We start from the raw sequence: 19161 nt of genomic DNA on the forward strand, positions 1-19161 counted from the left end.
AAGAACGTCCCCAATGGCTACCCAATGGCTATTGCGCGCATGGCTCGCATGACAGCCGTCTCTTTTATGTTTCCTTTAGCTGTCGCTGTCTAGGATGGGGGTTAGTCGATAGGAAGGGAGCACCGGGATGGACGATGCGAGCGAGCGCGCAATCGAAGAGGACATGCTCGATCAGTTCAATTACTTTGATGATGAGGACGAGGAGCTGATCGACCGTCGCGAGCCAGCGCCGCTTGATTCCTTTGATCTGGTCGATGAAGAGGCTGATGAGGTTGAGGACGAATCAACGGAGCCCCCACAGTCTTCGCGCCTTAACTCGCTGCTTTCGAGAGCCCCCATGCACCACGGTGTCCGTGCCGGCGCGCTCCATATGAAAACTGACTGGCACCAGATTGTGACGGCAGGCGATGAACTTGCCGTCGATGCGCCGCTCACCGATAAATCATCCATCATCTGCCGCACCGGTATGCTTATGCTCGCGAGCGGAACGGGTGCCTGGCGTGTACGCGATACCATGAATCGAGTCGCCGCCGTACTCGGTGTGACCATCCACGTTGACTTAAGTCTCCTGTCGTTTGAGTGTACCTGCATCGAAGATGGTCACTGCTTTAACGAGGTCGTCAGCTTGCCCACAACGGGCGTCAATACCCATCGCATTTGGATGATGGAGAGTTTCCTCAAGGAAATCGAGACCTATGGTCGTCGCTTCACGGTGCACGAGTATCACGAGATGCTCAAGACCGTCGAGAGTTCAAAACCTGATTACGCGCCTTGGCAACAGGGCCTTGCGGCGGCCTGCGCCTGTGGCGCCTTTGTCTTTTTACTTGGTGGCGGTCCCATTGAGATGGCATGCGCGTTCGTGGGCGCGGGTGTCGGCAACTTTGCCCGCTCTCATATTCTCAAGCAAGGCCTTGGTCAGTTTAGCGCGCTGACGACCGGCGTTGCGCTCGCTTGTGTTTCGTATCTGCTGGCATTGCTCGGCCTTGGCCAGGTCATACCGGGGGCAATGTCGCACCAAGAAGGCTATATCGGCGCCATGCTCTTTGTGATTCCCGGCTTTCCACTCATTACGGCAGGCCTCGACATTGCTAAGCTCGACATGCGAAGCGGTATCGAGCGCCTTTCATATGCCGTATCGATTATTGTAATGGCGACGCTCGTAGGCTGGATGGTTGCCGAGTGTGTTGGCCTGGCGCCGGACGACTTTGCCCCACTGGGCCTTTCGCCGCTTGCCCTTACGCTCCTGCGCGTGGTGATGAGCTTCGTTGGCGTATTCGGCTTCTCGGTGATGTTCAACAGCCCGGTAAAGATGGCCGCGGCAGCTGGGTTGATCGGCGCCGTGTCCAATACCCTGCGTCTGACCCTTGTCGATGCGCCGACGATGATTCCCTTCCTGGGCCTCAGCACGGGAATGCCTCCCGAGGCAGCAGCGTTTATCGGCGCGCTGGTATCGGGGCTGCTCGCAAGCTTGGCTGAAGTCAAGCTCACCTACCCGCGCATCGCCCTCACGGTGCCTTCGATTGTCATTATGGTGCCGGGCTTGTATCTCTATCGCTCTATGTATTACATGTGCACCTTCGACACGGTCAATATGCTCGGCTGGTTTGTGCGTGCAGTGCTCATCGTGGCGTTTCTGCCCGTTGGCTTGGGCGTGGCGAGAACCCTCACCGACCCCCGCTGGCGCCACACCAGCTAATTGGTGCAAGGGGGACAGGTCACTTTGTACCAAATGAGTTGCGGTGAAATAGGGACTGAATTGCTGCTTAAAGGGTCAAAACAGTCCGTATTCCACCGCAACTTATGGGGTCGGGGGGATTATTGGTGCCCTGCATCTCCATAAACTCAACGCTTACGAAGCGCGTGCCGTTCGTGTTAGGGTAGTTCCACCACATAAGTAGTCGCAGACGCACGTACCACGGGCGGGCGAGATGAAGTTCCAACAGCTCCATCTTGCCCGCCCGTTTTTGTTGCGTGGCGCCGCGGTACAACACAGAGAGGAATCTGCCCTTTATGCCTATCAACAAACGAGAGAGCCTGCTGTTCACCTTTATCATGTGCTTTTGCATGGTGCTCTGGATGAGCATCTACAACGTTGCCCTGCAGCACGGGGCCATCAACGGCGAGGTCGTTGCCGCTGCGTGGCTCGGCTTCCCCGTTGCCTACATTTTTGCCATGTGCTGCGACTGGTTCGTCGCCAGCCCGCTCGCCAAGGGTTTCGCCTTTAAGTACTTGGTCACGCCGGGCAAGAGCTCGCCACTTGCCATGACGCTCGCCGTCAGCTCCTGCATGGTCGTTCCCATGGTCATCATCATGTCGCTGTACGGTGCCTGCGAGGGTCTGACGCACATGCCCGGCGGCATCCTTGCGAACCTGTATTCCGTGCCTGCGATCTGGATGATCAACATCCCGCATAATTTTGTGATGGCGCTGCCGTGGAACCTTTTGGTAGCCGGTCCGATTTCCCACTTCGTCTTCCGTCGCGCCTTCCCTGTGGGGACGGTTTTCGAGGAGGAGCATGCCGAGCTCTTGGAGCAGGCTATGGCTCCTGAGTGCGAGTAACTCGCTTAGGGATCTGCTGAGCGCGGGCGACTTGCTTGGTTGGAGCCCTAAGCGTGGATAGCTCTCTCGGCGACATCGCGGGCGTGAGCGGTGCGCGTGACCGGAGGGCCCGTGCTGCTCCGTTGCCCGACGTGCTAGCGCGCAGAACAATCTGTTGGTGCATTCGGCGGCTGCTGAAGCGTTTCGGCAGCCGCTTTTTATACGGAGTTTAAATACAACAGTCTGTTGTATTACGTAGAGTGGTATATCTCTAGCAGGAAAAATGCGAGAGACGGAGCATTATGGCGTTGCTAGTAGGACTGGACGTAGGGTCGACGACGACCAAAGTTTACGCGATGCACGAGGATATGACCGAGGCGTGGTGGGGATATCGCCGCCACGGGGCGTGTCAGACAGCGAGCGTGCGCGCCATGCTCGGCGAGCTCGCCGAGCGCTTTCCCCATGAGTCGCTGCGCGTTGCGGTGACCGGCTCGGGTGCGCGCGATATCGCGACCGCGCTGGGCGCCTCGTACGTTCAGGAGGTGGTCGCCAACGCGCTCGCGATCAGCAGGTTCTATCCGCAGACGCGCTGCGCCATCGAGCTGGGCGGCCAAGACGCCAAGATGATCTTCTTCCGCACCAACGATAAGGGAGACATCGAGGTTGCCGACATGCGCATGAACGGCTCGTGCGCAGGCGGTACCGGTGCATTTATCGACGAGATGGCAAAGCTCATGGGGGTCGGCACCGAATCGGGCGAGTTCGAGCAGCTCGCAAGCCGGGGAACGACCGTCCACGAGGTCTCGGGCCGCTGCGGCGTGTACGCAAAGACCGATATCCAGCCGCTGCTCAACGAGGGCATTCCTACCACCGACCTGGCGCTTTCGGCGCTTCACGCGGTCGCCCGCCAAACGATCGGCGGTCTGGCCCAGGGTATCGACATCGAGCCGCCGGTAATCTTCGAGGGCGGTACGCTCGCCTACAACCCCACGCTGGTCCGCGTGTTCCGGGAGCAACTGAATCTATCGGACGATCAGGTTATCGTCCCGCGCGATCCGCAGATCATGGTCGCGCGCGGTGCCGCCCTGTCGCTGACCGACATGTTCGCATCGTCCCAACCGATCGACCTTCCCGACGCTTTTGTCCGGCTGGATAAGCTCGAGACGGTCGCGCCCGCAAGCGGGGAGGGACGTCTTGCCCAGCCCTTTTTTGCCACACCTGCCGAGCAGGCGGATTTTACGGCACGCCATGGCAAAGAGACGCCGGCAAAGGGTCCGGATGCGTATGCGCCCGGAGAGACGGTGCGTGTGGCGCTCGGTATCGATTCGGGGAGCACGACGACCAAGTTCGCCCTGGTCGATGAGGTGGGTGAGCTTGTCGATTCGTTCTACGCGTCTAATAACGGCAGACCGCTCGACGTCGCTCAACAGGGTCTTGTCAGCTTGAAGAACCGCTGGGAGACAGCGGGAGTCACGCTTGCGATCGATGCCGTGGGCACCACGGGATACGGCGAGGAGCTTTTCGCGCGCGCGTTCCACGCCGACTACCATACGGTCGAGACGGTCGCGCACGCCCGCGCCGCGTGCGCATGCGTTCCCGATGCGACCTTCGTGCTCGACATCGGCGGACAGGATATGAAGGCCATCTGGCTCAACCACGGCGTGCTGACCGATATCGTCGTCAACGAGGCGTGCTCTGCGGGCTGCGGCTCGTTCCTCGAGGGTTTTGCCAAAAACCTCGGAATAGCCGTTGAGGATATCGCGACCGAGGCATTTTCGTCCAAAGCCCCCGCCGTTCTCGGCAGCCGCTGCACGGTGTTCATGAACAGCAGCGTCGTTTCCGAGCAGCGGCGCGGTAAGGGTCCGGGCGACATCATGGCCGGTCTCTGCCGTTCGATTATCGAGAACGTGTTCACCAAGGTCATTCGCGTTTCAAATCTCAACCGTCTGGGCGACAAAGTCGTCGTCCAGGGCGGCACGTTCCGAAACGACGCGGTGCTGCGCGCATTCGAGCAGTATCTGGGCAAACCCGTCACGCGTGCGCCCCACCCGGGGCTGATGGGCGCTATCGGTATCGCCCTGCTCGCGCGCGAGAAATGCCGCAAGGGCGACGCCGGCACGTCGTTTATCGGGCTCGATGCCGTGGAGCGCTTCGAGCATCGCGAGTTCGGCGGCGTTACCTGCCGTCGGTGCAACAACCGCTGCCAGCGCGCGGTCGTGGCATTTGGCGACGGCTCGCTTTACGTCACGGGCAATCGCTGCCCGCGCGGCGGCGCCATCTCATGGGATGAGCTCGTGCGCGAGGTTCCCGCGGCGGAGGAGCTGCGTCCGCAGGGTGCTTGCGAGGCACAGGCACCCGGCACGGGGCGCGACCGGACCGCGGCTGCCCCCAATCTCTTTGTCGACCGCGAGAAGCTGCTGTTCGAGTCGTACCCCACGGTTCCCGTCTGCGGGGGGCGCGATGTCACGATCGGCATTCCCCGTGTGCTCGAGTTCTGGGACACCATGCCGTTCTGGTCGACGTTCTTCAGCACGCTCGGCTTTAAGGTGCGCGTCTCGGGACGCAGCACCAAGGCGATGTACGAGCGCGGTCTGGCGCACGTCACATCCGACACCGTGTGCTTCCCGGCCAAGCTCGTCCACGGGCACATCCGCAATCTCGTCGACGCCGGCGTCGACCGCATCTTCATGCCCATCATCACGACGGTGCCCACCGAAAACACCGCCTCTACCAGCGAGTGGATGTGCGCCGTCGTAAAGGGATACCCCTACGTGATGCGCAATTCCGATAACCCGGAGGAGCGTTTCGGCGTTCCGTTCGATACGCCGCTGTTCCACTGGTACGACGAGGGCGACCGAAACCGCCAGCTCAAGGCGTGGTGCAAGGAGACCTTCGATATCGATGCCGACCTGGTTGCCAAGGCGACCGAGCAGGCGGACCGCGCGCAGGAGACGTTTGAGAACCAGCTGCAGCTGCGCGGCAGGCAGGTGCTCGAGAACGTGCGCGAGGACGGCGGCTACGCGGTGGTGATCGCTTCGCGCCCGTACCACAACGACCCGCTGGTCAACCACGGGCTGCCCAAGCTCTTCTCTGAGCGCGGCATCCCCGTGCTGACGCCCGATGCGGTGCCGGGGGTCTGCAACGTCGATCTTTCCAACAGCCGCATCGACATCGTGAACAACTACCATGCGCGCATGCTGTCGTGCGCGGTCATCGTCGCATCGACGCCCGAGCTCGAGCTCGTGCAGATGGGCAGCTTCGGCTGCGGCCACGATGCGTATCTCACCGACGAGATCGCGCGCATGATGGGCGAGATGGGCTCCAAGGTTCCGATGATGATCAAGCTCGATGAGAGCGACGTCGCCGGTCCCATGGGCATTCGCGTGCGTTCGTTTATCGAGTCGGTCAACCGTCGTCGCGCGGAGGAGCGTGCCGAGGGCGCCCGGGTGCACGCGGTCCATCCGCTCGACGACCCGTATAAGGTCAAGTACACCAAGCGCGACCGGCACGACAAGATCGCGCTGGTCCCCAACACCTCCCATGCGTTCTGCAGGCTCATGACCGCGGCGATGCGCAATCAGGGCGTGCGCGCCGAGGCCCTTGATATCGGGCGCGAGGATGCCATCCGCCTGGGCAAACGCTATGTGCACAACGACATCTGCTTCCCCGCGCAAATCGTGATCGGCGAGGCGCTCGCGGCACTCGAGAGCGGTAAGTACGACCCGCACGACGTCGCCGTGGTGACTGGCAAGTATATCGGCGACTGCCGCCTGACGCACTACATGCCCCTGCTGCGCCGCGCGCTCGACGACGCGGGATACGACTATGTCCCGGTGCTCACCAACGACGACGTCGATGCCCACAATGCGCATCCGGGCTTCAAGCTCGGCCTTGGCCCGAGCATCCAGATCGCCTACGGTCTTCCCATGATCGATGCCCTCGAGGCCATGCTTAGGCGCATCCGTCCCTACGAGCTCGAGAAGGGCGCGGCGGACGCTGCGTTCGACCGCGCGCTCGATGAGGTTATCGAGGGCATGGAGCGCTCCGGGCTGAGAGGCCAGGCGACGGGCTTCAAACGCGCGCTTGCGATCATGGACGCCGTTCCGTACGACCGCTCGAACCCGCATCCGACCGTTCTCATCGTGGGCGAGTACCTGCTCAATTTCCATCTCGGCGCCAACCACGAGATCGAGCGCTACCTCGAGGACAACGGGCTCGAGGTCATCGAGGCGCGCATGACCGACGTGATCCGCAAGACCTATTTCTACAAGCATGCGCAGTCGCGCGAGTTCCACGTCGACCTGTCGCTGCCCGAAAAGGCCTGGTACGCCACGGCGGACAACCTGTTCGAGCTCGCGCACGACCGTTGCGACCGCCTGGGCGCGGCGAGCCCGCTCTACGAGCCGCCGACGCGCATGCCCGAGCTCGTGCGCGCGAGCGATAAGATCCTGCACCATACGTTCGATGCGGGCGAGGGCGTGCTGATTCCGGCGGAGATTCTCGAGCACGCCAAGCGCGGCTGCCGCAACTTCGTGATCCTGCAGCCGTTCGGGTGTCTGCCCAACCATGTCGTGGGGCGCGGGCTCATCCATGCGCTCAAGGAGCAGTATCCCACGGCGCAGTTCCTGCCGCTCGACTACGATCCCGACGTGAGCTTCGCCAACGTGGAGAACCGTCTTCAGATGCTCATCATGAACGCCAAGGCGCAGGGGTGCGGTGAGGCGCATGGCGAGACCGCGTAAGGACGCCGATGCGCCCGATGCACGCACCCGTATCATCGAGGCGTTTTGGGAGCTCATCGAGAACAACAGCATCTTCGAGCTGTCGGTTGGCGAGGTGACCCGCGCCGCCCAGTGCAATCGCGGAACGTTTTACTACTATTTTCACGATTTCGATGAACTCGTCGCCATCGCCATGACCCAGCTGCTGCAGGATAACGAGCTTATCACCGATGCCCTCTGGCATTTTTCGAGCGAGGGCGACCTTTCGGCGTTCGACCGGCGCGACGTCCGCTGCCTGCTGCGGCGCATCGTCATCACCATGAGGGCGGGTGCCGCCGAGCAGGTCGTGCAGGGCATCCATACGATCATCATCGACCGCGTGAGAGAGATCGTCCACCCCGACGGAGAAGAGCTCGAGGCAGATTCGAGCTTTGCGGTGGGCTTTCTGGTCTCGGGCATCATGGGCTTTGTGATGGCGGTCGGCTTTGCCCGGGAGGGCGGCGAGGAGATAGACCTCGAGCAGCTGGGGGACAGCGCGTGCGCGTACCTGAGGGCGGTCGCCATGCAGACGGTGGAAACGGTCGCGCAAGTCGAGGGCGTCGATACATCCGAGCTGCTCGAACGCGTCTCCAAGGAGGCCGATGCCTATCGCGCATCGCGTGCGACGAGTCCCGACGTGGTGAAAGACGCCTAGGGTTTCTCTTGCGGGGCGCCTGTCGCGCATCGCGCGGTGAGTCCCGCGATGCGGTCATAACCTGCATTCATGTGAGCCGGGTTTATAGATATTCCTCCAGCTGTTAACATAGACAACCTGTGGGTAAAGAGACAAAAGCGCCGCCGACGGGCGGGCGTTTTGATTTCGATGAACTCATGTAAGGAAACGAACATGTTAGATAGATTTACCGATCGAGCGCGCAAGGTCATGTCGATGGCCAAACAGGAGGCGCTCGATCTGCACTCAAATAAGGTGGGCACCGAGCACCTGCTGCTCGCACTCGCCAAGGAGGACGAGGGCATCGCTGCCGAGGCGCTGCGCTCGCTTGATATCTCCTACGACGACATCATGGACACCCTCAAGGAGGTCCAGACCACCGTTCCCGAGCCCAGCGAGGAGACCGAGGCCGCCAAGCTCGCCTTTACGCCGCTCGTCATTAGCGTGATGGAGCGCTCCTTCCGCGTGGCGCGTGAGAACAACCAGACCTACGTGTCGACCGAGCACTTGCTGATCGGCATCGTCGAAGAGGGCAACGGCATGGCCATGGACATTCTCATGCGCCTGGGTGTGTCGTCCGCTTCCATTAAAAAGGCCATCGAAAAGCTTACCGCCAAGGACCAGGACAAGAAGCGTCCGCTCGCCGGTGCCGGCGCCGGCCGTCCCGGTGCGGGTCTGCCGTTCTTTAGCGGCTCGGATGGCTCTCAGCAAAAGGGGAGCGGCACCGACACGCTCAAGCAGTTTGCGACTAACCTCACGCAGAAGGCGCGCGACGGCGAGCTCGACCCTGTAATTGGTCGCGAAAAGGAAGTCCAGCGCATGATGGAGATCCTTTCGCGCCGCACCAAGAACAACCCGCTTATCTTGGGTGACCCCGGCGTGGGCAAGACGGCCATCGTCGAGGGCCTGGCACAGCAGATCGCTGCCGGCAACGTGCCCGAGAACCTTATGAGCCAGAATATCTGGACGCTCGACCTGCCGGGCCTCGTTGCGGGCGCCAAGTATCGCGGTGAGTTTGAGGAGCGCCTCAAGAACGTGATCCAGGAGGCGACCGAAGCCGACGACGTCATCCTGTTTATCGACGAGATGCACACCATCATCGGTGCCGGTTCTGCCGAGGGTTCTATCGATGCGAGCTCTATGCTCAAGCCCGTGCTCGCGCGCGGTGCTTTCCAGATCATCGGTGCCACCACGGCCGAGGAATTCCGCAAGTACCTCACCAAGGACCCGGCCTTCGAGCGTCGCTTCCAGACCATTGATGTCGCGGAGCCGAGCGTCGAGGACACGGTCAAGATCCTGACCGCGCTCAAGCCGCGCTACGAGGAGCACCACCATGTGCGCTATACGCAGGGTGCTATCGAGGCCGCCGCGAACCTTTCCAACCGCTACATCCAGGATCGCTTCCTGCCCGATAAGGCCATCGACCTCATCGACGAGGCCGGTGCCCGCGCTCGCATCGCCGCGAATCGCGCGCCCGAGCCGGTGCGCGAGGCCGAGCATCGTATAGAGGAGCTCAAGGCCGCCGCGCAGGAGGCCACCGAGAGCGATGACATGAACAAGGCCGCCGAGATCACCGAGCAGCAGAAGGCCGCCGAGATTGAGCTCGCCGAAGCCAAGGCCGCCTGGACCGCCGAGCTCGACGCCAGCCCGCTCACCATCGACGTGAGTCAGATTGCCGACATCGTGTCCGTGACCTCTGGCGTGCCGGTTTCCTCGCTCACCGAGAGCGAGAGCCGTCGCCTGCTGCAGACCGAAAGCGTGCTCAAGACCCGCATTATCGGCCAGGACGAGGCTGTCGAGGCCGTGGCCAAGGCCGTGCGCCGCAGCCGTTCGCCGCTCAAGGACCCGCGTCGCCCCGGCGGTAGCTTTATCTTCCTGGGCCCCACCGGCACGGGCAAGACTGAGCTCGCCAAGACGCTCGCCGAGTACCTCTTTGGCAGCAAGGACGCGCTCATCAGCTTCGACATGTCCGAGTTCGGTAGCGAGTTCGAGGTCTCCAAGCTCATCGGTAGCCCTCCGGGCTACGTCGGTCACGACGAGGGCGGCCAGCTCACCAAGGCCGTTCGTCGCCACCCGTACTCGGTCGTGCTGTTCGACGAGATCGAGAAGGCGCACCCCGATATCTTCAACATCTTGCTGCAGGTGCTGGAGGAGGGCCGCCTGACCGATAGCCAGGGCAAGACGGTCGACTTCCGCAACACCGTGATCATCATGACGTCCAACGTGGGCGCCCGCGAGATTGCGCAGGATGCGAGCGTGGGCTTTGGCACCACCGGCGAGCAGGGCCTCACGTCGAGTGAGATCCGCGGCCGCGCGATGGGCGAGCTCAAGCGCCTGTTCCGCCCCGAGCTGCTCAACCGTATCGACGACATTGTGGTGTTCCAGAAGCTCTCGGGTGAGAATCTCACCAAGATCGCGCACCTGCTGGTGGACGACCTGCGTCAGCGTTTGATTGCCAACTGCATGAACATCAAGCTCACCGATGCGGCCTATGACAAGATCGTGGCCGAGGGCACCGACCTCACCAACGGTGCGCGTCCGCTGCGCCGTGCTATTCAAAAGCTCATCGAGGACCCGCTGTCCGAGGAGCTTCTGGCCGGCGAGTGGGGCGAGGGCGATACCGTCCTGTGCGACGTGGCCGATGGCAAGTTTGTCTTTAGCCACGGCACGGGCGAGATCCCGGCACCGCGTCCGGCGGGCACGCTCGGTGGCGATACCGCCCCGGCGGCACCGCACACCGGCAACGCCGCGCCCGTGAGCGGCGGCGTGACCTCGGGCCCCGGCGGCATGATGCAAGCCGGTTCCGGCGCGCTGTAGGGCGTGGCGACAATTTGATCTGTGCAATCGAGGCGTTCCGGCAAGGGCGCCTCAATTTGTAGAGCTGCGGTAACTGTGACCGTTACGCTATGCGGTCCACCGTTAGCCGATGATGCGAGAGCGCTCGGCGTTTTCGACTGGTTTATGCAAACGAAGTCTGGGAATATACAAGGCGCATGTCTTACTGTCTAACCAGTTGCGCCAAGGAGGCACCATGGACTACAAGATTACCGGCTACGAGCCCGCCCAGCTGTTCCATTTCTTTGAGGAGGTCAGCGCGATCCCCCGTGGGTCTGGCAACGAGAAGGGCATCAGCGATTTCCTGGTTGCGTTTGCCAAGGAGCGCGGTCTCGATGTGTATCAGGACGAGGTCTACAACGTCATCATTCGCAAGCCCGCATCTGCCGGCGCCGAGAATGCCCCGACCGTAATGCTGCAGGGTCACATCGACATGGTGTGTGACAAGCTGGGTTCCGTCGAGCACGACTTTACGACCGACGGTATCGACTTGGTCGTCAAGGACGGTGTCCTCACCGCTAACGGCACCACTCTGGGCGCCGACAATGGTATCGCCGTCGCGCTTATGCTTACCGTGCTCAACGACGATTCGATTACCCATCCGGCCCTCGAGTGCGTGTTCACCACCGACGAGGAGACTGGCCTGGTCGGCGCCGAGACGCTCGACAAGTCCCAGATTAGCGCCCGCACCATGATCAACCTTGACTCCGAGGAAGAGGGCGTTGCCACCGTCAGCTGTGCCGGCGGCGTCGTCGTTACCTACACCTGCCCGATCGCGCGCGAGCACAAGACCGGTAGCACCCTCACGCTCGACATCTCCGGCCTGCTGGGCGGCCACTCCGGCAGCGATATCAACCTGGAGCGCGGCAACGGCAACCTCATCATGGCCCGCATCATCGACCGCCTGATGGTTGCCGGCGAGCCCGCCATCGTTAGCTTTAACGGCGGCACCAAGGACAACGCCATCAACCGTGAGTGCAAGGCTGTTCTGGTCTACGCCGACCACGCTGCCGCCGAGGCCGCGGCCCAGATTGCAAAGGGCATCATCGCCGACGTCACTGCTGAGCTCGAGGTCTTCGACCCCGGCTTTACTTGCACCGTCGAGATTGCCGACGACGCCGAGGTTGAGGCCATGGACCAGAAGTCCGCGCTTGCCCTCATCCGCGCCCTGCGCCTTGCCCCTAACGGCGTGATTCGCCGCAACGTCGCCACCGACGGCTCCGTCGAGGTTTCCTCCAACATCGGCGTGGTCGCCACCTCCGATGACGAGGTCAAGATTATGCTGTCCCCGCGCTCTTCGATCACCTCGCTGCAGAACGAGTTCAAGGACCGTCTGCAGACGCTGGCCGATGTCCTGGGCTTCGACGCCAAGTTTGAGTTTGAGTATCCCGGCTGGAGCTATGCCGAGCATTCGCCGGTCCGCGACGTCTTTGTCGAGAGCTATCGAGAGCTCTTTGGCTCCGAGCTGCGCATCGAGTCCATTCACGCCGGCCTTGAGTGCGGCCTGTTTGCCGAGGCTCTGCACGGCCTGGACGCCATCGCCGTGGGCCCGACGCTCTCCGATGTCCATACCCCGGACGAGAGCATGGAGCTCGCTTCTGCCGAGCGCTTCTACGAGCTGCTCATCGACGTCCTCAAGCGCCTCGCTGCGTAAAGGTTGCGCTAGCAGCAGTCCGAGTCACGTGCTAGCGGATTGCAAATGACATTATGAGAGGGGGCACCCGGTCTGTTGCGACGGGTGCCCCCTCTCTTTTGTTTGATAATTGCGAAATTACGGCCACCTAGTCCATTTCTGCCCTGATGAGGTCGAGGGCGCGCTGGCAGTTTTCGCGGACGGGGCCGAGCATATGCTCGCGCAGGTCCGCCATGCCGGGCAGGTCGGCGTATTCGTCCATGACCTCTTCCATGCAAATGGGTACCTCGTAGGCGAGGTCCATCATGGTCGCAAAGCAAAACTTCTCGGATAGCCCGGCATCGGTGAGCGTCGCCTCCAGCGTGGGGTCGCCCATACCGTGGTATCGGCGGATAGCGCCTGGACCGATGCACCCCACACGATTTTCGCCGCCAACGCTCATGGCAAGGCGCGCCCGGCGGCGCATGCGCTCATACGCCAAACCCGACGCGACATCGTACATTCGAGCCATCATGGCTGCGCCGTCGTTTCCAAGGAGCAGGGAATAGTTTTTCGCGTGCGCATCCGGTGCGCCGATGATGGCGTTAAAGAAAAGTATCTGCGTAAACAGATACAGGTTAAGTTGATGGTGGCTCGTATTTACGAGGAGCTCTTGAATGTCGCGTGTGGTCGGGCCGCCGTCTGCCGTGTACTTTTGGGCGGGCATCACCCCAAGTGCCTGACAGAGGTCTTCTTGATGTAGGCGCCTGATCGTTCCGTCTTTGACTTTCACGCGGTCATAGCGCTCAACAATGAGGGCAGGTTCGTCCTCAAACATACGATATTCGACGTTTGCCGTTGCGATGCCGGCGCGCTGGGCGCTTTTCATGCAGACAAACTCATTGAGAGCCTCGAGTTTAAATCCGATAACGCCATTTTTGAAAATATGCGTCGTGGGCGAGGAGCCCATGCATTCGCACCAGCGGTCGTTTATGAACGCGAGCGCGAACTTGCCCTGGTTGCCTCCAAGTGACCAACTTTCATCTAGACCCATCCACGATGCATCGCGGTCATCTCTGATCGACTTGAGACGAAGAGCAATTTCGTGGTCGTCTATAGGGCGGTATTCGCCAGCGCGATGCAGGACGGCGTCGGCATCTTCTTCGGCACAAAACTGCACTCCGCCCGGACAGTCGAGTCCGATATGGCTGAGCAACGCAACGGGATTGTTGGGCCTAACGTCGAATTCGGCGGCAATCGCTTTTCGTTGGTCCTCGCTGTCGGGTAGAAGGCCAAACAGGTACGGATTCATGACCTGTTGTCCGTATGTGCGATTCGATACGGGTATGTTGGTCGATAGGGCTGGCCCGTCATAGTCATGATCGTAGGTAAAGCTGATAAGACCGTTCTCATCTTGCGCGAGCGTTCCAGCAGGCACGCCGCAAATAATGGTCCGAAGTGATGTTCTGGCCATTGGCTATTTCCCTTCGGGCATGGTTTGGCTAGATGCGTTTGCGGCAATCGAGACTCCGAGATTGGACATGGCGAAATCGGCGAAGGCCCTGTCGTAGAGCTCGGACGTAAGGGGGGTATCTGCAAGAGCCGGAATGGTTGTGCTGCGACGGTTGCGATGATGAAGACGTTGAGCGTGATGGCGTCTGGAGGTGCTGCAAGGTTGATCAGCATGCGGGGCGTCGACTGGGTGCTCATTTTTCGTTTCGCTTATATCCCCTTGTGCTGCGAGCGCCAGTTCAAGAGCGTCGAAAATCGCCAGCAGCTTGTCGAGTCGAATGCCGGTGGCGTCTCCTAGCTCGAGCGATGCGAGCAGGCGCTCCGAAACACCGGCCTTATTAGCGAGGGCGGCACGGGTGAGACCCTGAGCCTCGCGTGCCTGGCGCACGTAGATGCCAGCTTGGCGCGGTGTGGTGATGGGAAGGGTATCCACGGCGATCTCCTAACGTGCAGACTTTTGCATCATAGTATGACATGCAAAAGTCTGCATGAAAAGGCCTCATGCAAAACTCTGCATGAGGCCTCATCCGGACGTTTAGTTTTGAAGGGTGTTTTACAGCGCCAAAATCCCCAGATGCTCCAGCAAAATCTTGAGGCCGATGAGGACGAGCACGACGCCACCCACGATGGTGGCGGGCTTTTCGTAGCGCGCGCCAAAGGTGTGGCCGATCGCTACGCCGGCAACGGAGAAGACAAAGGTCGTGATGCCAATGAGCGACACGGCGGGAACGATATCGACCGAGAGCACGGCAAACGAGATACCCACGGCAAGCGCGTCAATCGAGGTGGCGATGGCAAGGATTAGATATTCGCCCAGGTCGATCTTTTCGGCATCCTTGCCGTCGCCTTCGTTCTCGTCCTCAGTAAAGGCTTCCCACAGCATCTTGCCGCCGATAAAGGCGAGCAGGATAAAGGCGATCCAGTGGTCGATGGGGCTGATGATGCCCATGAACTGGCTACCAAGGGCCCACCCAATTACGGGCATGCCGGCCTGGAAACCGCCAAAGAACAGGCCGAGTATCACGGCGACCTTAAGGTTGATCCTTTTCATGCCAAGGCCCTTGCAGATGGATACGGCAAAAGCGTCCATAGAAAGGCCGATAGCGAGCAACACAAGCTCTGCGAGTCCCATAGTCTGGCTCCCTCTCTGCGGGCGGGCCCGCGTGTACCTCTTGGGGGAGTAACAAAAAAGACCCGTGGCGTACGCGTTGCGCGCACAGCCACGAGTCTCGTTCATTAAGGCAAGCCAGGCCGCATCGGCCAGTGTGTTGACTTGCCGCGCCACCGGAGGCGAACCCGATCACGCGACTACTCCCTCATTTATGCGAATCCCGATGCTACCACATGAACAGCTGATTTGGGTTGGGCTCTCAGCTGTGTTCGCTCATTCTGTAAGCATCGGATTTCGCAAGCGCCGCAGGGACAAACCGTGAGAAACTATTTAGCGTTTATGGAGCGTATACGATGGGAGCGATGCCTTGGATAAGAACGAGCTGCAAAAGCGTATGGAACAGGCCATCCGCCTGACGGCACCTGGTCAGCCGATCCGCACCGCCCTCGACATGATCATCGCCGGTCACCTGGGCGCCCTTATCTGCGTCGGCGACACCGAAAACGTGCTCGCTGCCGGTAACGACGGCTTCCCGCTCAACATTTCGTTTACCTCGAACCGCCTGTTCGAGCTTTCCAAGATGGACGGCGCCATCGTTATCGATGGCGACCTCACCCAGATCCTGCGCGCCAACTTCCACCTCAATCCCGATCCCTCGCTCGCCACGAGTGAGACGGGCATGCGTCACCGTACTGCCGCTCGCATGTCGGTGCTCACCGATGCCATCGTGATCTCGGTTTCGGCTCGTCGCGCCGTCGTCAACGTGTACGTCCACGGCAAGAGCTACGAGATCCAGCCCGTCACCACCATCATGAGCTCGGTCAACCAGCTCGTCGCCACGCTCCAGACTACCCGTCAGTCGCTCGATCGCTCCCTGCTGCGCCTGACGGCCCTCGAGCTCGACGACTACGTCACGCTCGCCGACATCACCGGCATTTTCTCGAGTTTCGAGATCATGCAACAGGCAAAGACCGAGCTTAAGGATTGCATCGTCAAGCTGGGTAACCAGGGCAAGCTCGTGCAGATGCAGCTTGAGCAGCTCGCGGGCTCCAGCATGGATACCGAATACGACTTGATGATCCGCGACTACGCAAGCGATTCCTCTGAGGCCAACGCCGAGAAGATTCGCGCCGAGCTGAGTCGCATGACGCCTAAGGACCTGTCTGACCCGCAGCACGTGGCGGCAGTTCTGGGCTATGACGACCTGGACGAGGACTCCGTCATGACGCCGCTGGGCCTGCGCACGCTTTCGCGCGTGTCCGTCGTGCGCGACGGCGTGGCCGAGAAGATCGTCGACGAGTATGGCTCGCTGCAGGAGCTCATGGACGACATCAGCGAGGATCCGGAGCGCTTGGGCGACTTTGGCGTCAACAACCCTGCCATTCTTGCGGACTCGCTGTACCGCATGAAGGGCACCAAACAGGGGAACGCATAATGGCGCCCGTATGCGCTGTGGTCGTTGCCGGCGGCAGCGGCCAGCGCTTTGGAAATCCCGGCGGCAAGCAGCTCGTTAACGTGGCGGGCCGTCCGCTCATGAGCTGGTCCATCCGCGCGTTCGATCGTAGCGACAAGGTCGGCCACATCGTGGTGGTGTGTCCTGCCGAGCGCCGTGCCGAGATGCGCCGCCTGGCCATCGACCCGTTTGACTATGACACGCCCATCAGCTTTGCCGATGCCGGCGATACCCGTCAGGATTCCACTCGTGCCGGCGTGCATGCGGTTCCGGCGGGTTTCGAATATGTCGCCATCCACGATGGCGCTCGTCCGCTCATTACGACCGAGGCCATCGACCACGCTATCGACGTGCTCATGGGTGACCGCTCGCTCGACGGTGTCGTGTGCGGTCAGCCCGCGATCGACACGCTCAAGATCGTCGACGGCGATAATATCGTCGAGACGCCGCCGCGTGAGCTCTATTGGGCCGCGCAGACGCCGCAGATCTTTAGCGTCGATGCTATGAAGCGCGCCCACGCTGCAGCCATTGCCGAGGGCTTTATCGGCACCGATGATTCGTCGCTGGTCGAGCGCATGGGTGGGCGCGTCCGCTGCGTCCAGAGCCCGCGCGATAACCTTAAGGTGACGGTGCCCGAGGACTTGCGTCCCGTAACCGCGATTCTGCTTGGCCGCATGGCCGAGGGAGAGGACCTTCCCCATGTTCAGTAACCTGCGCATTGGCCATGGCTACGACGTCCACCGTCTGGTGGAGGGGCGTCGATGTATCATCGGCGGTGTCGACATTCCCTACGAGCGCGGCCTGCTGGGCCACTCGGATGCCGATGTGCTCGCGCACGCCTTGGCCGACGCCATTCTGGGCGCCTGCCGCGGGGGAGACATTGGCAAGCTATTCCCCGATACCGACCCCGCCTATGAGGGTGCCGATTCGATGGTGCTGCTCGCTCGCGTGATGGACTATGCGCGCGAGCTGGGCTTTGAGTTTGTCGATGCCGATTGCACCATTGCCTGCCAGCAGCCTAAGATCACCCCACACCGCGATGCCATGCGTGCCAACCTTGCCCATGCCTTGGGCGTTGACGTCGAAAACGTGGGCGTCGCCGCCACTACGACCGAAAAGCTCGGTTGGGAAGGCCAGGGCGAGGGAATCGGCGCCTGGGCCGTCTGCCTGCTACAGAAAACCGTTAAGGAGTAACGAATGCGTATCTACAACAGCGCTACCCATAAAAAGGAAGAGTTCCAGCCCATCGAGTCCGGCAAGGTCCGCATGTACGTGTGCGGCCCCACGGTCTACGACAACATCCACATCGGCAACGCCCGTACGTTCATCAGCTTTGACGTGATTCGCCGCTGGCTCATCGCGAGCGGTTACGAGGTCACGTTCGCCCAGAACCTCACCGATGTCGACGACAAGATCATCAAGCGCGCCAACGAGCAGGGCCGTACGGCCGCCGAGGTCGCGACGGAGTTCTCCGACAAGTTCATCGGCGTCATGCGCGCCGCCAACGTGCTCGATCCCGATGTGCGCCCCCGCGCCACCAAGGAGATCGGCCCCATGATCGCCATGATCAAGACGCTTATCGAGCAGGGCCACGCTTACGCAGCCGATAACGGCGATGTGTACTTTGCCGTGCGCAGCGATCCCAGCTATGGTCAGGTCTCGGGCCGCAACATCGACGACCTTATGGTTGGCGCACGCATCGAGGAGAACGAGGACAAGAACGACCCGCTCGACTTTGCCCTGTGGAAGGCCGCCAAGCCCGGCGAGCCCAGCTGGCCGAGCCCCTGGGGCGAGGGCCGTCCCGGTTGGCACACCGAGTGCGCCGCCATGGTGCATCGCTACCTGGGCACTCCGATCGACATCCACGGCGGCGGCTCCGACCTTGCCTTCCCGCATCACGAGAACGAGTGCGCTCAGGCCACCTGCGCCTGGCACCAGGGCTTCTCCAACACCTGGATGCACACGGGCATGCTGCTGGTAGACGGCGAGAAAATGTCCAAGTCGCTCGGCAACTTCTTTACGCTGGCCGAGGTCCTCGAGCAGCACTCCGCCGCCGCCCTGCGCCTGCTGATGCTGCAGACGAGCTATCGCTCGCCGCTCGACTTTTCTTGGGAGCGCCTGGAGGGTGCCGAGAACTCGCTCACGCGTATCGCCGGTACGGTCGAGAACCTGCGCTGGGCCGCGAACCATGCGACGGCCGATGCCGATGAGGCAGCATCCGAGGCGTTTGCCGCCAAGGCCGCCGAGACCCGTGCCACCTTTAAGGAGTGCATGGACGACGACTTTAACACCGCCGGTGCCATGGGTGCTGTCTTTGGCTTTGTGACCGAGTGCAACCAGTACCTGGAGCAGGCGGGCGATGCTGCCGACAAGGCCGCAGTCCTGGCTGCCGCCGATACGCTGGCCGAGCTGCTCGATACGTTTGGCGTTGAGCTTCCCGAGCCCAAGGTCGAGTTGCCGCTGGGCCTGCTGGGCGTTGCCGCCGGTTTGGTTGCCTACACGGGCGACGACGTGGACGAGGCCGCTGCCAAGATTCTCGAGGCTCGTGCCGAGGCTCGTGCCGCCAAGAACTGGGATCTGGCAGATGCCATCCGTGATCAGCTCAAGGACCTGGGCCTGACGATTGAAGATACCGCCGCCGGCACTCGTATCAAATCTCTCTAATCC

13 protein-coding genes are annotated in these 19161 nt (G+C 61.5%); 10 read left to right on the forward strand and 3 right to left on the reverse strand.

Features of this window, described 5'->3' with window-relative positions:
- The first annotated feature begins 127 nt into the window (after positions 1 to 127).
- From GPK39_RS04090 to GPK39_RS04115, 6 genes are all read left to right on the forward strand, one after another.
- Positions 128 to 1696: a threonine/serine exporter family protein gene (locus tag GPK39_RS04090; protein WP_215673983.1), complete on the forward strand. Its 1569-nt coding sequence runs from the start codon at positions 128 to 130 to the stop codon at positions 1694 to 1696.
- A gap of 314 nt (positions 1697 to 2010) precedes the next feature.
- Positions 2011 to 2559, forward strand: coding sequence for a DUF2798 domain-containing protein (locus tag GPK39_RS04095; RefSeq protein ID WP_055285230.1), 549 nt, complete (start codon positions 2011 to 2013; stop codon positions 2557 to 2559).
- Between the two features lie 281 nt (positions 2560 to 2840).
- Positions 2841 to 7280: an acyl-CoA dehydratase activase gene (locus GPK39_RS04100; RefSeq protein WP_215673985.1), complete on the forward strand. Its 4440-nt coding sequence runs from the start codon at positions 2841 to 2843 to the stop codon at positions 7278 to 7280.
- Positions 7264 to 7953 carry a TetR/AcrR family transcriptional regulator gene (locus GPK39_RS04105; protein WP_215673987.1) on the forward strand — a complete coding sequence of 230 codons (690 nt, stop codon included), beginning with the start codon at positions 7264 to 7266 and terminating at the stop codon, positions 7951 to 7953. Before GPK39_RS04100 ends, GPK39_RS04105 begins: the two co-directional genes overlap by 17 nt.
- 192 nt (positions 7954 to 8145) lie before the next feature.
- Positions 8146 to 10788: an ATP-dependent Clp protease ATP-binding subunit gene (locus GPK39_RS04110; protein WP_215673989.1), complete on the forward strand. Its 2643-nt coding sequence runs from the start codon at positions 8146 to 8148 to the stop codon at positions 10786 to 10788.
- Positions 10789 to 11002: 214 nt separating this feature from the next.
- The gene (locus GPK39_RS04115; RefSeq protein ID WP_215673991.1) at positions 11003 to 12460 is read left to right on the forward strand and encodes an aminoacyl-histidine dipeptidase; all 1458 of its coding nucleotides are present in this window, start codon (positions 11003 to 11005) and stop codon (positions 12458 to 12460) included.
- Positions 12461 to 12587: 127 nt separating this feature from the next.
- On the opposite strand, the gene GPK39_RS04120 is transcribed toward GPK39_RS04115, so the two are convergent.
- The 3 genes from GPK39_RS04120 to GPK39_RS04130 form a co-directional block, all read right to left on the reverse strand.
- Positions 12588 to 13856, reverse strand: coding sequence for a type II toxin-antitoxin system HipA family toxin (locus tag GPK39_RS04120; protein WP_338404391.1), 1269 nt, complete (start codon positions 13854 to 13856; stop codon positions 12588 to 12590).
- 39 nt (positions 13857 to 13895) lie between these two features.
- Entirely contained in the window at positions 13896 to 14363 is a 468-nt protein-coding gene (locus tag GPK39_RS04125; protein WP_215673995.1) for a helix-turn-helix domain-containing protein, read from the reverse strand.
- A gap of 120 nt (positions 14364 to 14483) precedes the next feature.
- The gene (locus tag GPK39_RS04130; protein ID WP_138113143.1) at positions 14484 to 15062 is read right to left on the reverse strand and encodes a manganese efflux pump MntP; all 579 of its coding nucleotides are present in this window, start codon (positions 15060 to 15062) and stop codon (positions 14484 to 14486) included.
- Positions 15063 to 15435: 373 nt separating this feature from the next.
- Here GPK39_RS04130 and disA point away from each other — a divergent pair, with 373 nt between their 5' ends.
- The 4 genes from disA to cysS are packed head-to-tail and all read left to right on the forward strand — an operon-like array spanning position 15436 to position 19158.
- Positions 15436 to 16476 carry a DNA integrity scanning diadenylate cyclase DisA gene (gene disA / locus GPK39_RS04135; RefSeq protein WP_369796797.1) on the forward strand — a complete coding sequence of 347 codons (1041 nt, stop codon included), beginning with the start codon at positions 15436 to 15438 and terminating at the stop codon, positions 16474 to 16476.
- A complete protein-coding gene (ispD, locus tag GPK39_RS04140) occupies positions 16476 to 17204 on the forward strand; it encodes a 2-C-methyl-D-erythritol 4-phosphate cytidylyltransferase (RefSeq protein WP_138374748.1) in 729 nt (242 codons plus the stop codon). The genes disA and ispD overlap by 1 nt, the downstream gene beginning before the upstream one ends.
- Positions 17194 to 17688, forward strand: a complete 495-nt coding sequence (gene ispF / locus GPK39_RS04145) for a 2-C-methyl-D-erythritol 2,4-cyclodiphosphate synthase (protein WP_006234975.1) — start codon at positions 17194 to 17196, stop codon at positions 17686 to 17688. Before ispD ends, ispF begins: the two co-directional genes overlap by 11 nt.
- A 3-nt stretch (positions 17689 to 17691) precedes the next feature.
- Complete coding sequence (gene cysS / locus GPK39_RS04150) at positions 17692 to 19158, forward strand: cysteine--tRNA ligase (RefSeq protein ID WP_215673996.1); 1467 nt, start codon at positions 17692 to 17694, stop codon at positions 19156 to 19158.
- Positions 19159 to 19161: the final 3 nt, after the last annotated feature.

This window comes from Collinsella aerofaciens (assembly GCF_018785245.1).
Taxonomy (GTDB): domain Bacteria; phylum Actinomycetota; class Coriobacteriia; order Coriobacteriales; family Coriobacteriaceae; genus Collinsella; species Collinsella aerofaciens_AD.

Excerpts from the sequence above, each read along its gene's own strand:
- GPK39_RS04090 (WP_215673983.1), top strand. The coding sequence starts at position 128 with ATGGACGATGCGAGCGAGCGCGCAATCGAAGAGGACATGCTCGATCAG.
- GPK39_RS04095 (WP_055285230.1), top strand. The coding sequence starts at position 2,011 with ATGCCTATCAACAAACGAGAGAGCCTGCTGTTCACCTTTATCATGTGC.
- GPK39_RS04100 (WP_215673985.1), top strand. The coding sequence starts at position 2,841 with ATGGCGTTGCTAGTAGGACTGGACGTAGGGTCGACGACGACCAAAGTT.
- GPK39_RS04105 (WP_215673987.1), top strand. The coding sequence starts at position 7,264 with ATGGCGAGACCGCGTAAGGACGCCGATGCGCCCGATGCACGCACCCGT.
- GPK39_RS04110 (WP_215673989.1), top strand. The coding sequence starts at position 8,146 with ATGTTAGATAGATTTACCGATCGAGCGCGCAAGGTCATGTCGATGGCC.
- GPK39_RS04115 (WP_215673991.1), top strand. The coding sequence starts at position 11,003 with ATGGACTACAAGATTACCGGCTACGAGCCCGCCCAGCTGTTCCATTTC.
- GPK39_RS04130 (WP_138113143.1), bottom strand. The coding sequence starts at position 15,062 with ATGGGACTCGCAGAGCTTGTGTTGCTCGCTATCGGCCTTTCTATGGAC.
- disA (WP_369796797.1), top strand. The coding sequence starts at position 15,436 with ATGGAACAGGCCATCCGCCTGACGGCACCTGGTCAGCCGATCCGCACC.
- ispD (WP_138374748.1), top strand. The coding sequence starts at position 16,476 with ATGGCGCCCGTATGCGCTGTGGTCGTTGCCGGCGGCAGCGGCCAGCGC.
- ispF (WP_006234975.1), top strand. The coding sequence starts at position 17,194 with ATGTTCAGTAACCTGCGCATTGGCCATGGCTACGACGTCCACCGTCTG.
- cysS (WP_215673996.1), top strand. The coding sequence starts at position 17,692 with ATGCGTATCTACAACAGCGCTACCCATAAAAAGGAAGAGTTCCAGCCC.